This window comes from Methanosarcina sp. 1.H.T.1A.1 (genome assembly GCF_000979295.1).
In the GTDB taxonomy this organism is placed as follows: Archaea; Halobacteriota; Methanosarcinia; order Methanosarcinales; family Methanosarcinaceae; genus Methanosarcina.
On the sequence record NZ_JJQY01000099.1, the window covers coordinates 62558 to 78100 of the forward strand.

The following is a 15543-nucleotide window of genomic DNA, read 5'->3' on the forward strand; positions in this document are numbered from 1 at the left end:
TTGCATACTGCTGCCGTGATCCAGGCCCGAATGAGTTCTACAAGGTTGCCCGGTAAAGTTATGCTGGAGATCTCAGGAAAACCAGTACTGTGGCATGTAGCAAACAGAGTGTCAAAATCACAACTAATTGACGGGGTGATTGTAGCTACAACCACAAGCCGTGAGGATGACATAATCGAAAAATTCTGCAATGAGAGACACATCCCTGTTTTCAGAGGGTCAGAAGATGATGTCCTTGACCGCTATTACCGGTGTGCTAGGAAATTCAACATAGAGAACGTCGTCAGGATTACTGCCGACTGCCCCCTTCATGACCCTTCAGTTATCGATCTTGTTATCGAAAAATACTACATGGGAAATTATGACTACGTCAGCAATGTTGACCCTCCTACATACCCGGACGGAATTGATGTTGAGGTCTTTTCGTTTAGTGTTCTTGAAAAAGCTTGGAGAAACGCTTCACTTGTTTCTGAAAGGGAGCATGTAACTCCTTATATCAGAAAACATAAGGACCTGTTCAAAGCAGGAAATCTGGAAAATGCGGAAGACCTCTCTTTTCACAGGTGGACTCTGGATCAGGCAGAAGACTTCAAACTTATACAAAAAATATACCTCCAATTTGAAGAATCAAACGTTGATATGTTCTATATGAAGGACATCATTGGATTGTTGGAAAAAAATCCAGAACTTACAAGTATTAATTCTGCTATCAAGAGAAATGAAGGTTACATAAAATCAGTTAATGGGGATAAAGTGACAAAGTTATGAACACTCAAAACGGAGTAAATTTATGGAATAAGGCAAAAAACCTTATTCCTGGCGGCACTCAACTGCTTTCAAAGCGTCCTGACCAATTTTTACCCGGCCAGTGGCCTTCATACTATAAAAAAGCAAAAGGGATTGAAGTCTGGGACCTTGATGGAAACAGGTTTGTTGATATGTCCATCATGGGGGTTGGCACCTGCATTCTGGGCTATGCGGATGACGATGTCAATGGAGCGGTTAAAAAAGCAGTCGATCTCGGATCTATGTCAACTCTTAACTGTGCCGAAGAAGTTGAACTTGCTGAACTGTTGCTGGAACTTAACCCCTGGGCTGAGATGGTTCGTTATGCCAAAACCGGTGGAGAGGCAATGGCAATGGCTGTCAGAATTGCCCGGGCATACACCGGAAAAGAAAAAGTAGCTTTTTGCGGGTACCACGGATGGCAGGATTGGTATCTGGCATCTAATCTTGCCGATGACTCAAATCTTGACGGGCACCTGTTGCCTGGTTTGCAGCCTGCCGGCGTACCAAGGGGACTGAAAGGCACTTCACTACCTTTTAATTACAACCACATAAATGAGCTGGAAAGTATCATTGAAAAAAATGATATTGGTGTTATTGTAATGGAGCCCATCCGTAACCATGAACCCGAAGATGACTTCCTGAACAGGGTCAGAATGATCGCAGATGAAATCGGGGCTGTCCTTATATTTGATGAAATCACCGCAGGGTGGAGGTTAACTGTAGGGGGTGCCCATTCGCTTTACAATGTCCAGCCTGACATTGCAGTATACGGAAAAGCGATGAGCAATGGTTTTCCAATGGCTGCAATTGTTGGAAAGCATGAGGTAATGAATGCTGCCCAGGATACATTCATTAGCAGTACCTACTGGACAGACAGGGTTGGGCCTGCAGCATCCCTTGTAACAATCCGCAAAATGCAAGAGAATAAGGTTCCGGTCCATCTGTCTTGCATTGGAAATCTCATCAATGAGGGATGGGGTAAACTTGCTAAAGAGCACAATTTAAAAATAGACATTGAAGGGATTCTTCCACTTACACATTTCGGTTTCGATTATAATAATAATCAGGAGCTTCATACCCTTTTCACTCAGGAAATGCTTAAGAGAGGATATCTTGCTTCAAAGGCTGTGTATGTTTCATACTGCCATGATGAAGAATGTGTAGGTAAATATATGGAAAATGTGGATGAAGTCTTTGGAATTGTACGAAATGCTATAGACCAGAATAATGTATCCGATTTGCTTCACGGGCCGGTTTCAAGTACAGGATTTAAAAGGTTGAACTAAATAGGATTAGATCATAGTACTCACTTTCCGCAGATGTACACAAAAATGCCATCAATTTTTCCAATATGGTAGTAGATTAAAAATTAACCCCTCCATTAATAGATTATTTTGGGCAGTTAGGTAAATAAGTTCTATACCTGTGTACATCTGCGGAATGTGGGATTGTACGATTGAACTGATTAATTGAGCCGTTCAATATACTGATATCCTTAAAAAGTTTGGTACTCGGTTTCGTTTATAAAGTTTTGTAAGTCCTCCATTTTTTTTGTCCTTATATCCAGTAAAAATATCTAAATTTAGAGAGAATGTGAAATGAATCCATTGAATATCGCCGTACTCACATCTGAACAAAGTTCTTTTGTTCCTTATGCAGATACGTTTGTAAATGAACTAGCCAAACGGGGTTACAATGTAAAACTGTTTTTTGAGCATGAAGCTATAGCAGATTCTTTTGAAATAGTATTCATTCTTAGCTATTTTAGAATAATAAGGAAAGAATTTTTGAATAAACATAAACATAATATTGTGGTTCATGGAAGCGATCTTCCGAAAGGGCGGGGTTGGACACCAATATTTTGGCAGATATTGGAAGGCAAAAATGAGATCCCATTATCATTATTTGAAGCAAATGAAGGGATTGATGATGGAGATATCTATTTTAAGGACAAAATCTTATACGAAGGCCATGAACTCAACAGTGAAATCAGGCAAAAGCAGGCGGAGAAAACCATAGACCTTTGCTTCAAATTTTTAGAAAATTATACATCTCTTAATCCTGTAAAACAGGTTGGTGAACCTACATTCTATAAAAAAAGGAGCCCTATTGATAGTGAGTTAGATATTGATAAAAGCATAAAGGAACAGTTTAATCTTCTTCGTATAGTAAGTAATGAAGAATTCCCCGCTTTCTTTTACTATAAAGGGCATAAGTATTTGTTAAAAATATACAAAGGTATTGAGGAATCATAAATATGAATTTCACGCTTGCAAGAAGGTTGCTTGGAGATACTAATCCTGTATTCATTATCGCAGAACTCTCTGCCAATCATCTTCAGGATTTCAACCTTGCGGTTGAAACCATCAAAGCCATGAAAAAAGCAGGAGCTGATGCGGTAAAACTGCAGACATATACTGCAGACACCATAACTATAGATTCTGATAATGAATGCTTCAAAATAAATCAGGAAACCCTCTGGGACAACAAGACTTTTTACCAACTTTATCAGGAAGCTCATACTCCATGGGAATGGCAGCCAGAATTAAAAATGATTGCAGAGGATCTGGGACTCATATGTTTTTCTTCCCCTTTTGATAAAACTGCAGTTGATTTCCTCGAAAAAATGGAGGTTCCTGCCTACAAGGTCGCTTCTTTTGAAATTACTGACATACCTCTCATAGAATACATTGCCTCGAAGGGTAAACCAGTAATTATTTCTACAGGTATCGCCACGCTTGCGGATATTGAAGAAGCCGTAAATGCCTGTAAACGGATGGGAAACGAACAGGTTGCACTTTTAAAATGCACATCTGCATATCCGTCCCCTCTTGAGGATGTGAACTTAAACACGATCCCGAACCTTAAGGACAGTTTTAAGACAGTTGTCGGTTTATCAGACCACACACTGGGAATATCAGTGCCAATTGCTGCTGTTGCCCTTGGGGCAAAAATAATAGAAAAGCACTTTATACTTGACCGGAATTTAGGTGGCCCAGATGCTGCTTTTTCCCTTGAACCCCATGAGTTTAAGTTAATGGTCGAGGCTATAAGGGAAGTTGAAAAAGCTCTAGGGGAAGTAAATTATGAACTGACGGACAAAATGAAAAAAAGCCGTGAGTTTTCCAGATCTTTATTTGTCGTAGAAGATATGGAAGAAGGTGAGGTATTTACTGAGAAAAACGTGAGGTCAATAAGACCCGGTTTCGGGCTTCATCCGCGGAACCTTTATAATGTCATGGGGAAAAGAGCCTTAAGGACAATTAATAAAGGGACACCTCTCAACTGGGATCTAATCGGATGATTTATAATAAATTTTTGGGTGATGTTCATGAAATTCGGTTTAAAACTCTGGTCCACCAATCAAGATACACTTCCACAGGCAGATCAACTTATCAAGGATAATGTATTTCAGTACATTGAATTGACTCCGATTCCCTGTACAGAGATCGATTCCTTCCTGTCGTATGACCTGCCATACACAATTCACATAACTACGGAAAGGCATGGTTTGAATATAGCAGACCGTCATAAAAGGGATTTTAACCTTGAACTTATAAACAATTCCTTATCCTGGGCAGATCAGTTGAATTCCGAATTTCTTGTTCTTCATCCGGGATTCGGGGAAATTGAAGATACAATTGAGTTTCTGGACCTCATCAATGACAGCAGGATTCTAATAGAAAACATGCCCAGTGTCGGTTTGAATTATGAAAAAATGGTGGGGTATTCCCCTGAGCAAATCCGGGAGTTAATCGGGTCTCGATTCGGTTTTTGTCTGGACCTGAACCATGCGGTGAAAGCTGCTCTTGGATTGGGAATTGACTATAAACCTTTTGTAATGGATTTTTTTAGCTTAAACCCTTCTTATTTTCACATCTCTGACGGTTTCTTGACCAATTGCCTGGATGAGCATTTATCCATAGGAAATGGGGAATATGATTTTGATTTCTTGATCAATTGTTTGTATTTCGGAGAGGATAATCATATAACTTTAGAGACACCCAGAATCAATTTAATGTCTTTTGATGAAGACCTATATAATCTTGGAAGACTCTATTCGTTATTTTAAAGTGTGCACGATATCCTATCGTTTTTGATACGGGGTTAAAAGGGATTAACAAGTTGATCTCTATCAAAATGAGTACTATTTGGGCTTTTGAATGTGTGAGGTTTTTGATGATTTCAAAAGGGGACTCGATTTCAAAAAATATATCCGCTATAAATGATGCCAGTGGAAAAGCTTTGATTCTGCTTGAAAATGAGAATCATGTTAAAGATTGTATCTCCTGGCTTGATGAGATCAAAGGTGAAAAACAAATTGTTGCCCTAACTCCATTTGCTGTGTATGAATTAGACAAATACGGCTTAGAATATAACATCCCAGAAGATTATTATGAGCCTGAAGAATTACACCAGATGGGGCTCGAAAATTTCAAGAAAGTAGAAGACTTATGCAATTTGATTGATACTGAAATTCAACTTAATGACAATGATTATTCAGAATTAGATATCTATCCTGCGATGTTTAGTTATTACCATCTCAAAATAATGTATGATGCAATAACTATTTGCGTATTCCAATTATCTAAAATAGTTAATTCCGAAAAACCCTGTGCAGTTTATTTTTATGATTCAGCTAAATACCCATTTGGTGTTTATGAATCGGCTCGTTATTTGTTATTTAACCATAAAGAGTCTCTATATTCGCAAATTCTTTTGTTAAATATCTGGAATATTCCTCAAAAAATATTGCCTTCCCTTCCACAATACATTAATGAAGTATCTGGTCTACAAAAGGAGAACGTTTCAGATAACCTGAAAAAAAGAGCAAAGCAGTATTTATGTGACCATCCCGAATTATATGACATTGCGCTTACTCTAAAAAAAAGAGGTTTCCCCGGATTTGTACAATGGATAAAAAACGATTTGCGTACTAATAAAGAGTTTCCAGTACTCTTATTTGGTGCAGGCTATAACTGGGATGACTGTAATGAAGATCTGCGCTCACAGGGAATTGCTCCGGTATATAGAATTACTGATGATTTCCACTGGTTAGAAGAGGCAATCAGACAGGATTCGGGCAGTCTGCACACAGCATGGCTCAACTTGCAAATCAATCCAGAGTTTAGATCTTTCTTTATTATGGATGGTATAGATTTTTATCCCCTTGTTATAGAGAGGCTTGAGTTTCTAGTTAAACAAATGAGCATAGCTTGTCTATTCTCTGTCAGGCATGTTATGAATCTCATAGCCAAGAAAAATATAAAAGCAGTTATTGCATCCACGTTCTCAACCTGTGTTGGGCATTCTGCTGCACAGGCAGCGCATAATTCTAAAATACCAGTAATCACATGGCAACATGGCGGATACGGTGCAATGGAGATACATCCACTTGTCAATTATTGTGACTTGATCAGTTCGGATGCGCATTTTGTTTTTGGCAATGGTGTTATTGATAGCTATCTTGAGGCTGCAAAAAAATATGGGACGGAACTTGTCGCTGTTGGCTCGACTTCATTGGAATCCATTGATAATAGGGAAACAATTAAAATGGAAGATTCCAAATTAAACAATGGCAGAAATATATTATATGTCACAAGTTCGTATGTTCAAACTGATAAAAATATATCCGTATTTCCACCATTTTCAGATATCCTTTTCTGGCAAACACAAAAATCGATTGTCGATATTTTAGGACAGCATAATAATTACACAGTAACAATAAAACTTCATCCTTCGAGTTATGACGTTCATCCATTACAATACTATTCAATCGATTGCGGATATGATCATTTCACTTTTATACGGCGAGAAGAATCGTTTACAGAATTACTTCAAAAGGCGGACGCTGTAATTATCGATTTTCCTTTCACAACATTATTGCAAGCCCTCACTACAAAAAAGCCAGTTTTTGCTTATACTGGACTTGTTCATTACAATGAAAATGCTCAAAGATCATTATCAAAGCGTGCCATCTGCAGCAGAAATTTAGATGAGTTTTTATGTAAATTAGACAAATATCTTACTGATAATGTATACGAAGCAAATTTAAAAAATAATGAATTTTTAGAAATGTATGGAATTGCATCCCGTGAAGGTACTTCTAAAAAAAGAGCGCCAGAAGAGCTTAATAAAATATTGGGCCGTGTTCCCAGGTTATTGAACCAAAGCTCTGAATTATAAGCATATCACGAAAATATTTTCATTTACCAATATATTCAAGTGTAATTAAATACAACTGATGTTTTGGAATATGCTTAACATAACTACTATTTTCTCTCAGATCTTAAAGATAGACCCCGTCCAGCGCCAGAGCATAATATCGTTATTCTGGCAAATTGCATTCACAGCCATAGGCTTCTTAAGCACCATGTACTTCGCACATACTGTAGGTGCTGCAATTCTTGGTGCATATTTTCTGTTTTTAGCATACGACGGCATTTGTAGTCTGGTTACTGATGGGGGATTTGGTGGAGCTGCAGTCAAACGTATCAGTGAAGGTGAAGAACCTGATGCATATTTTAGTGCATATTTTATACTGCGGTTAGTATTCACGGTAATGGGAATACTAATTTTGCTCGTGTTTAAAGACTACTTTGTAGACCTTAATAAGTCAGGTATGTTTATCTGGTTGCTGTTTTCATTGTTGGTATCAGTGCTTGCAGGTCCTATCTCAAGCGGAGTTGCCGGCACGGGAAAGATGGGAATACGAAATACCTGTGCAGGCATAAGCAATATCTCACGCATCATATTCCAGATCCCGGCAATCTACCTTGGATATGAGGCAGCAGGGCTGGCTGGGGGAATGGTGGCTGGAATTCTCATGGCAGCCATAATTGAATTTCGTTTTTTTGATTTGCATTTTGTACGTTTCAAATGGGACCACATAAAGAGTTTATCGGTATTTTCATTCTGGTTATTTTTAACATCCAGTGGAATGCTGGTGTTTTCACAGGCAGATACTGTCATTATTGGATATTTCCTGGAGACCGCCGATGTAGGCATCTATAGAGTAGCACTACAGTTCACAATGGTTGCCACATTTAGCACATACGCACTAAGGAATACTCTGTGGCCCAGAGTCAGCCGATGGGGCAAGACCGCTGAGATCGAGCTGGTGGAGGAGTCTCTGTCACGTGCGATCAGCTACTCATTGATGCTGGCAATTCCTGTATTCGTGGGTGGTGTGCTGCTGGGCGACCGTCTGCTATATCTGTTCTACGGCGCAGATTTTGCTCAGGGCTATCAAACATTGATAATCCTCTTTGCCGTACAGGTGGTAAATGTATTCCAATACTTTTTCACGATGTATCTGGATGCTCTGGACCATCCAAAAGAATCATTTAAAGTCACGGCAGTTGGTGTTATAGCAAATATTTTTTTAAATGTGCTACTAATTCCGATTATGGGTGTAAGCGGCGCGGCAATCGCAACGCTGGCAACAATGACATTGAATGCCTTACTCGCCAGGCGTGCGTTATCAAGACTTATAACTATACGACTGGAGCATCATAGTCTGTCCAATATCATGATTTCTTCAGTTGCAATGGGAGCGCTTGTTGGTGGGTATCGTTTGCTTATTCCGCTTTCGAATATTTGGGTTACATTGATGGCTGTTATTCTTGGTGGGGCTACATATGGTGTTCTTGTACTGAAACTCGATCGAAAAATTTATAATGAACTGCGAGGAATTGTAGAAAAAGTAGGTATAGGTTTCTTTTGGCCTGAGTGGTTGTGAGCAGCATACTATTTTTATATAATTCATATGTTATTTAGCTTAATAAATAATGACAGATATGGACGACATTTCACATATTGTGGAGATATACTAGATGGAACTTACCGAAAAAGAATATTGGGTAAAATTCTGGGATAGTGTTATCGTACCCAATAAAGTCGACTTGACTTTTTCGAATGATGCAAACATAGTAACGATACTAAACAAATTTCTCGTAGCTGATAATACTAAAAGAGCTTTTGAAGTGGGTTGTGCACCAGGAAAATGGTTAATCTATCTATCAGAAAATTATAATTATTCTGTTGATGGATGTGAATACATTGAAGCAGCGTCAAAGAAAACAATGGAAAATTTAAAAATATGCGGTGTAGACGGGTTTAATATCTATACTGGGGATTTCTTAAAAATGGATTTCGACACAAAATACGATGTCGTAATCTCTTTAGGTTTCATTGAGCATTTTGAGGATACTGATTCAGTTTGTAAAAAACATGCAGATTTATTGAAGGAAGGTGGACTGCTTATAATTGGAGTTCCAAAATTAACAGGCCTCAATTATTACATCGCAAAACAAGTTGATAAATCAGTTAATGACAAATTAACTCCAAACCATAACCTGGGAATTATGAATTTAGTGTATTTTGAAAGACTGGGGAGCATTACAAATTGTGAAAATTTGTTTGTAAGCACAGTGGGTGGATTTGAACCAGCTTTATTTGACACTTCTAAATCCCCACTATGGTTCAAAATATCATTCCACATAATAAAGTTAATTCTAAACAATAAGCTTTTCAGAAAAATTAACAACCAGTATTGTTCAAGTTACATTATGGGGGTGTATCAAAAAAGTGACTAAAAATAAAAATATATGTGTTATTGTGGCACTCATGATTACGGGCGGATCCGATAAACTGTTGCTATCGCACCTGTCCACTCTTGCCAAAAATGGTTATAATGTTTTTCTGTATTCGATTTACCCCATGGATAATAACTTATTGTCTAATCGGTTCAGAGATAATGGAATTTTATTGAAAGACTATTCAACAATAACCAAGTCACTCCTGCAAATTATTAAATACTCTCTCGTTATTCCATTTTGTGCATTTTTATCTATGGCCAATAATTTAAATATATTCGGAAGGGCAGTGACCAGGGAGCAGATTATATCTACTGTTGAAAACCGAATAATATTCAGACTATGCATTCCATTATTATTCATCAGGATCTTTTTTGATAATTTTGTTACTAAATACGATATAATTACATCTTACCATTATTCTACGTATGGCATCTCATACTACCTTAAAAAAGCATTAAAAATCCCTGCGGTATATACTGAAATTTCATCTCCACGCTGGAGGAAAGGATGGAAAGCAAAAAGAAAGTTGAGTAAGTATATAAATTCATTCAATAAGAGATTCGTTCCATCTAAAATAATTGGAGATGAGTTAAGAGAATACGAAGGACTTAATTCTGGATATATTGTATCCCCTTTCATAATTGAAGAATTGCCATATAATTTCAATTTTAAAAATAAAAAAGCTGAAAGTTTTGGTGTTATCGCAAGGCTTTCTCCTGAAAAAAATCAAGATGTATTGATCAAAGTATTAAATATCGTTGTGAAATCCAAGCCAAATACCCAATTAGTACTGATCGGGAAAGGGCCAGAAGAAGCTAGATATAGATCACTGGTGCAGGAATTGGGTCTTGTGGACAATGTTCAATTCATTCCCAGTTTTGATGAGATTTCCGAAATTATTGATAAGGTCGATATTTTTGTGCTGTGTTCAGATGTAGAGGGAATGCCCTTAACTTTAATTGAAGCGCTTTATTATGGCAAACCAATCTTGGTGAATGATGTAGGTTCCACATCAGAATTAGTGATAAACAATTTCAATGGTTTTTTGATCGATAAAAGCGACCTGGAAAATATAGCGAATAAAATTATGTCAATTATGGACGACCTCAATGCATTCAAAGAATTTTCTATTAATAGTAGAAAATTATATGATGCAAAATATAAACCAAAAGAAATACTTAATGCTCTACTTGTTGAATACAGTCAATTAAATTGAACTTTCTGAAACGTGGTTGGGTTATGTGCTCAATTGGAGAAAATAAGATAAAATTGAATTGACAAAAATAAAATACTTTTGAGGGCGCATGAAACACAGTACTGCAGCAGTTACAGGAAGCAGTGGATTTATCGGAAAACATCTTGTACAGGCACTTGAAAGTATAGGAACCTCTGTTTTTGAAATATCTCGCACAGTAAGTTCAATTGATGTTACAGACTGGAAACTGGTCCAAAATATTCCAGTAAAGGATGTGGCATTTCATCTGGCAGGTGTCACAAACATTCAGGAGGCTTTTGTACAGCCAAGGAATGTATACTTTACAAACTATGTAGGGACACTGAATATGCTGGAGTGGTGCCGTATACATGATATAGAAAGAATGGTATATGCGAGCACGTTTGTTTATGGAGTTCCACAATATTTGCCTGTGGATGAAATACACCCGACTTCTCCGAATAATCCATATTCTCAGAGCAAGTTAATGGGTGAGGAACTGTGTGAAGCATATTGCAGGGATCACGACTTAAATATTACAGCTCTGCGATTTTTTAATATTTATGGACCTGGCCAAACCGGGAATTTTCTGGTTCCGCAGGTGTTAAGGCAATTATCGGCAGGAGATATTATACTTGGCGATCCGTTTCCTAAAAGAGATTTTGTGTACATCAGTGATGTGATTAATGCACTGATTACAGCTTCAGAGTCCAATATAAAGGGTTTCAATGCTTATAACATAGCCAGTGGTGAAAGCTATCCCGCAGGTGTGATTGCAGACATGCTTGCGGATCTTTACTTTGAACACACAGATAAAAATGTATCAATTAGGTATACATGCGACAAGAGAAAAAGCGAGATCGCAGATACGATAGCAAATATTGAGAAGGCAAAGAAAGACCTGAAATGGACACCAAAGGTCGATATCAGAACCGGCTTATCAATGACTCTAAGGGCGTATTTAGATGAACATAAAGAATAAAAATGTTGTTGTAACAGGTGCTGGAGGCTTTATTGGTAGCCACCTCACAGAAGAACTCGTGCGCAGAGGTGCCAATGTAAAGGCATTTGTCCATTATAATTCCCGGAATAATTGGGGATTGCTTGAGTTGCTTGAAAAGGATATTCTTGGCGAGGTGGAAGTTGTAGCCGGAGATATTACAGACCCTTTTTTTGTGAAAACTGTCACAAAAGATGTTGACATTATATTTCACCTGGCTGCACTTATTGGAATACCATATTCATACATCGCACCTGAGAGTTATGTCAACGTAAATATAAAAGGCACATTAAATGTGCTTCAGGCAGGTCTTGATAATGACGTGGGCAGGATTGTGCATACATCTACAAGCGAGACATATGGGACTGCGGAATATACGCCAATTGATGAACTACATCCACTGAAAGGCCAATCTCCCTATTCGGCTTCAAAGATAGGGGCTGACAAAATTGCTGAGAGCTACTTCCGCTCATTTGACTTGCCGGTTGCAACTATCAGGCCTTTCAATACTTTTGGGCCAAGGCAATCTGCACGTGCAATAATCCCGACAATCATAGCACAGGCACTGGTAATGGACGAAGTGCACGTAGGCTCTCTTTCACCAGTCAGGGATCTGACTTTTGTGAAGGATACTGTCAATGGATTTATTGAAGTAGGCACTTCCGAAAACTCGGTAGGTGAAGTGATAAATATAGGGACGGGATCGGGCGTCACAATAGGTGAGCTTCTAAAAAGGATCCTCCATATTCTCGAAAAGGATGATATCCGTGTTATTGAAGAGTTGGATAGGGTAAGACCAGATAAAAGCGAGGTCATGGAATTAATATGCGACAATTCAAAGGCAAAGCATATGCTGGACTGGCGTCCCAAGTATACACTTGATGAAGGTCTTGCGGAAACCATCAAATGGATGCGGGAACATACAAATTTATATAAAACAGAGAAGTATGTAGTATGATAATATGCAAGCAGTTATACTCGCAGGTGGTAAAGGAACACGGTTGGCTCCATATACTATGGTTTTCCCTAAGCCGCTTATGCCTATAGGAGATGTGCCAATCCTGGAGATTGTAATTCGTCAACTTAAGAAACATGGCTTCACAAAGATCGTGCTGGCTGTAGGTCATTTGGCTGGCCTTATTGAGGCATATTTTGAAGATGGTTCCAAATGGGGTGTGGAGATCACTTATTCAAGAGAGGATGAACCACTGGGTACTGCAGGACCACTGGCACTTCTTGACGATCTGGACGAAAATTTTTTGGTAATGAACGGAGACCTGTTGACAAACATTGATTATTCGGATCTTATGTGTCATCATCTTGAGAGTGGTGCGCTTTCAACGGTTTCAATATACACAAAGGAAGTGCCTATCAGTCTTGGTGTGCTGAAATTGGACGACGATGGCAAAATTGTGGATTACATTGAAAAACCTACCTTGAAATATAAAGTCAGTATGGGAATTTATGTGTTCAATAACGATGTATTGAACTATATCCGCCGTGGAAAATATCTGGATTTCCCTGATCTAATAAAGACTTTGATACAAAAAAACAAAAATGTTTCCGGTTATATGTTTGAAGGATACTGGATGGATATCGGACGGCATGAGGATTATTCAAAAGTGCTTGAGGAATTTGAAAAAATGAAGGATGAATTGTTGTTCTGAAATGGTAGTTTTCAATGGAAAATGCGAGGTTTAAAAATGAAAGTTGTAATCCTATGTGGAGGAATGGGCACCCGTCTGAGAGAGGAAACAGAATATAAGCCTAAACCAATGGTGGAAATCGGAGATAAGCCTATACTCTGGCACATAATGAAGACATATTCTTTTTATGGATTTGATGATTTTGTGCTCTGTCTTGGGTACAAAGGTGATATGATTAAAGATTATTTCTACCATTATAAGATGAGGAATAATGATTATTCTATAAACCTTGGCAGCGGCGATCTTACAATAATTAATTCTCATGAAGAAAATAACTGGAATGTAATTCTTGCAAACACGGGCCTGTATTCGATGACAGGTGCCAGAATCAAAAAAATTGAAAAGTATGTAGAAGATGACACCTTCATGGTCACCTATGGTGATGGAGTCACAGATATGAATATCAGTGAACTTCTAAAATATCACCAGAAACATGGAAAGATAGGAACTGTAACTGGCGTACATCCACCATCTCGCTATGGTGAATTAAGATTAGAAGGCGATAGGGTGGTTTCTTTTGATGAAAAACCCGACACCGGGGTTGCACCGATCAGTGGAGGGTATTTCGTATTCAATAAAGAGATATTTGATTATCTGGATGATAACGAGTCCTGCGTGCTTGAGAAGGAACCTCTTTCAAATCTTGTTAAAGATGGCCAACTGAAAGTATACCCTCACAGAGGATTCTGGCAGTGTATGGATACATATAGAGATTTCACATTCTTAAACGATCTCTGGAAATCAAATCGTGCCCCCTGGAGAGTCTGATAGAATGCAGTGGAAAAACACCCCGGTGCTCGTAACAGGATGTACAGGACTTCTTGGTTCATGGCTTTGTAAAGAGCTTATCTGGAGAAAAGCCAGAGTTGTTGGTTTGATCCGTGATTGGGTTCCCAAATCAGCCCTAATCAAAGATAGATACATTGATGAGATGGACATTGTTAGAGGGGACATATGTGATTTTCAAACGATTGAAAGGATCATAAATGAATATGAAATCGAGGTTGTTTTTCATCTTGCAGCTCAAACGATTGTGGAAATAGCTAACCGGAATCCTTTATCCACTTTTGAATCGAATATAAAGGGGACATGGAATGTTCTGGAAGCTTGCAGGAGGGTGCCAACCGTAAAAAAAATTATAGTCGCGTCGAGTGATAAAGCTTATGGGGATCAACCTTTACTTCCATATGACGAAGGTATGCCTTTGCAAGGCACTCATCCATATGATGTCTCAAAGAGTTGTGCTGATCTTATTGCAAAGACATATCATACAACTTATGGAACACCTGTATGCATAACAAGATGTGGGAATTTCTATGGAGGAGGGGACCTGAATTTCAACAGACTTGTTCCGGGAACGATCCGTGCTTTGTTAAATGATGAGCAGCCGGTAATTCGAAGTGATGGTTCATACATACGGGACTATTTCTATGTTGAAGATGGGGTTCATGCTTATCTGCATCTTGCAGAGAAAATGGATGATGAAAAGATTTTGGGAGAAGCTTTTAATTTCAGTAATGAACTTCAAATATCGGTGCTTGAACTGGTGGAAAAAATAATCTCTTTGATGGGAAAAGAGAACATCAAACCAAAAGTTCTGGGTACCGCCAGAAACGAGATAATACACCAATCCTTATCTGCTGAAAAAGCAAGAAAAATGCTTGAATGGGCACCTGCATACACGCTGGATGAAGCACTTGAAAGAACGATAGATTGGTATAAGAAATTCTTTGAGGAGAGTTAAATATGATTGATGGCGTCGAAATCAATCAACTCAACATAATTCCGGATGAAAGAGGAATGATCCTTAAAATGTTGAGGAATGATGATCCGGTTTTTCAGGAGTTTGGTGAAATATATTTTTCAGTAATCTATCCTGGAGTGGTAAAAGGCTGGCATATTCATAAAAAAATGACATTGAATTATGCCGTTGTTAGCGGTTCTATCAAACTTGTCCTCTATGATGGCAGGTCCGGTTCGCCTACAAAAGGGGAAGTTCAGGAAATTTTTTTAGGGCGAGAGAATTATAAGCTGGTAACAATTCCTCCAATGGTCTGGAATGGGTTCAAAGGCATCGGAACTGAATCCGCAATTGTAGCTAATTGTGCAACAATTCCACATGACCCCGATGAAATTGACAGAATGGATCCTTTTGAAAATGATATTCCTTATGATTGGGATAGGAAAGATAGATAATGAATATACTAATTACAGGGGGGCTGGGATATATTGGGG

General features: G+C 38.4%; 15 protein-coding genes. All 15 read left to right on the plus strand.

Annotated elements, in window-relative coordinates:
* The 15 genes from EO95_RS18045 (at window position 1) to EO95_RS10745 (ending at window position 15504) form a co-directional block, all read left to right on the plus strand.
* Entirely contained in the window at window positions 1-768 is a 768-nt protein-coding gene (locus EO95_RS18045; protein ID WP_200895034.1) for a cytidylyltransferase domain-containing protein, read from the plus strand.
* Complete coding sequence (locus EO95_RS18050) at window positions 765-2075, plus strand: aminotransferase class III-fold pyridoxal phosphate-dependent enzyme (RefSeq protein ID WP_048134648.1); 1311 nt, start codon at window positions 765-767, stop codon at window positions 2073-2075. Before EO95_RS18045 ends, EO95_RS18050 begins: the two co-directional genes overlap by 4 nt.
* Before the next feature lie 312 nt (window positions 2076-2387).
* Window positions 2388-3044: a formyltransferase family protein gene (locus EO95_RS10685; protein ID WP_200895035.1), complete on the plus strand. Its 657-nt coding sequence runs from the start codon at window positions 2388-2390 to the stop codon at window positions 3042-3044.
* A gap of 2 nt (window positions 3045-3046) precedes the next feature.
* Window positions 3047-4093 carry a pseudaminic acid synthase gene (gene pseI / locus EO95_RS10690; protein ID WP_156164041.1) on the plus strand — a complete coding sequence of 349 codons (1047 nt, stop codon included), beginning with the start codon at window positions 3047-3049 and terminating at the stop codon, window positions 4091-4093.
* A gap of 27 nt (window positions 4094-4120) precedes the next feature.
* Window positions 4121-4861: a TIM barrel protein gene (locus tag EO95_RS10695; protein WP_162197357.1), complete on the plus strand. Its 741-nt coding sequence runs from the start codon at window positions 4121-4123 to the stop codon at window positions 4859-4861.
* 107 nt (window positions 4862-4968) lie between these two features.
* Window positions 4969-6975 (plus strand): hypothetical protein, encoded by a 2007-nt coding sequence (locus EO95_RS10700; RefSeq protein ID WP_156164043.1) that lies wholly within the window; start codon window positions 4969-4971, stop codon window positions 6973-6975.
* 70 nt (window positions 6976-7045) lie between these two features.
* A complete protein-coding gene (locus tag EO95_RS10705) occupies window positions 7046-8530 on the plus strand; it encodes a flippase (protein ID WP_048134656.1) in 1485 nt (494 codons plus the stop codon).
* Between the two features lie 94 nt (window positions 8531-8624).
* On the plus strand, window positions 8625-9386 hold the full coding sequence (locus EO95_RS10710; RefSeq protein ID WP_048134658.1) for a bifunctional 2-polyprenyl-6-hydroxyphenol methylase/3-demethylubiquinol 3-O-methyltransferase UbiG: 762 nt from the start codon (window positions 8625-8627) through the stop codon (window positions 9384-9386).
* Window positions 9379-10605 (plus strand): glycosyltransferase family 4 protein, encoded by a 1227-nt coding sequence (locus EO95_RS10715; RefSeq protein ID WP_048134660.1) that lies wholly within the window; start codon window positions 9379-9381, stop codon window positions 10603-10605. The genes EO95_RS10710 and EO95_RS10715 overlap by 8 nt, the downstream gene beginning before the upstream one ends.
* An 88-nt stretch (window positions 10606-10693) precedes the next feature.
* Window positions 10694-11584: an NAD(P)-dependent oxidoreductase gene (locus EO95_RS10720; protein WP_048134662.1), complete on the plus strand. Its 891-nt coding sequence runs from the start codon at window positions 10694-10696 to the stop codon at window positions 11582-11584.
* Complete coding sequence (locus tag EO95_RS10725; RefSeq protein WP_048134664.1) at window positions 11568-12560, plus strand: SDR family NAD(P)-dependent oxidoreductase; 993 nt, start codon at window positions 11568-11570, stop codon at window positions 12558-12560. The genes EO95_RS10720 and EO95_RS10725 overlap by 17 nt, the downstream gene beginning before the upstream one ends.
* A 4-nt stretch (window positions 12561-12564) precedes the next feature.
* Window positions 12565-13269 carry a sugar phosphate nucleotidyltransferase gene (locus EO95_RS10730; protein ID WP_048134666.1) on the plus strand — a complete coding sequence of 235 codons (705 nt, stop codon included), beginning with the start codon at window positions 12565-12567 and terminating at the stop codon, window positions 13267-13269.
* Window positions 13270-13305: 36 nt separating this feature from the next.
* Window positions 13306-14076 (plus strand): glucose-1-phosphate cytidylyltransferase, encoded by a 771-nt coding sequence (gene rfbF, locus EO95_RS10735; protein WP_048134668.1) that lies wholly within the window; start codon window positions 13306-13308, stop codon window positions 14074-14076.
* A 4-nt stretch (window positions 14077-14080) separates the two neighbouring features.
* Entirely contained in the window at window positions 14081-15052 is a 972-nt protein-coding gene (locus EO95_RS10740; RefSeq protein ID WP_048134670.1) for a GDP-mannose 4,6-dehydratase, read from the plus strand.
* 2 nt (window positions 15053-15054) lie between these two features.
* Window positions 15055-15504: a dTDP-4-dehydrorhamnose 3,5-epimerase family protein gene (locus EO95_RS10745; protein WP_048134671.1), complete on the plus strand. Its 450-nt coding sequence runs from the start codon at window positions 15055-15057 to the stop codon at window positions 15502-15504.
* The last annotated feature ends 39 nt before the right edge of the window (window positions 15505-15543 follow it).

Excerpts from the sequence above, each read along its gene's own strand:
- EO95_RS10720 (WP_048134662.1), top strand. The coding sequence starts at position 10,694 with ATGAAACACAGTACTGCAGCAGTTACAGGAAGCAGTGGATTTATCGGA.
- EO95_RS10740 (WP_048134670.1), top strand. The coding sequence starts at position 14,081 with ATGCAGTGGAAAAACACCCCGGTGCTCGTAACAGGATGTACAGGACTT.
- EO95_RS10725 (WP_048134664.1), top strand. The coding sequence starts at position 11,568 with ATGAACATAAAGAATAAAAATGTTGTTGTAACAGGTGCTGGAGGCTTT.
- EO95_RS10745 (WP_048134671.1), top strand. The coding sequence starts at position 15,055 with ATGATTGATGGCGTCGAAATCAATCAACTCAACATAATTCCGGATGAA.
- EO95_RS10685 (WP_200895035.1), top strand. The coding sequence starts at position 2,388 with ATGAATCCATTGAATATCGCCGTACTCACATCTGAACAAAGTTCTTTT.
- rfbF (WP_048134668.1), top strand. The coding sequence starts at position 13,306 with ATGAAAGTTGTAATCCTATGTGGAGGAATGGGCACCCGTCTGAGAGAG.
- EO95_RS10730 (WP_048134666.1), top strand. The coding sequence starts at position 12,565 with ATGCAAGCAGTTATACTCGCAGGTGGTAAAGGAACACGGTTGGCTCCA.
- EO95_RS10695 (WP_162197357.1), top strand. The coding sequence starts at position 4,121 with ATGAAATTCGGTTTAAAACTCTGGTCCACCAATCAAGATACACTTCCA.
- EO95_RS10705 (WP_048134656.1), top strand. The coding sequence starts at position 7,046 with ATGCTTAACATAACTACTATTTTCTCTCAGATCTTAAAGATAGACCCC.
- pseI (WP_156164041.1), top strand. The coding sequence starts at position 3,047 with ATGAATTTCACGCTTGCAAGAAGGTTGCTTGGAGATACTAATCCTGTA.
- EO95_RS10700 (WP_156164043.1), top strand. The coding sequence starts at position 4,969 with ATGATTTCAAAAGGGGACTCGATTTCAAAAAATATATCCGCTATAAAT.
- EO95_RS10710 (WP_048134658.1), top strand. The coding sequence starts at position 8,625 with ATGGAACTTACCGAAAAAGAATATTGGGTAAAATTCTGGGATAGTGTT.
- EO95_RS18050 (WP_048134648.1), top strand. The coding sequence starts at position 765 with ATGAACACTCAAAACGGAGTAAATTTATGGAATAAGGCAAAAAACCTT.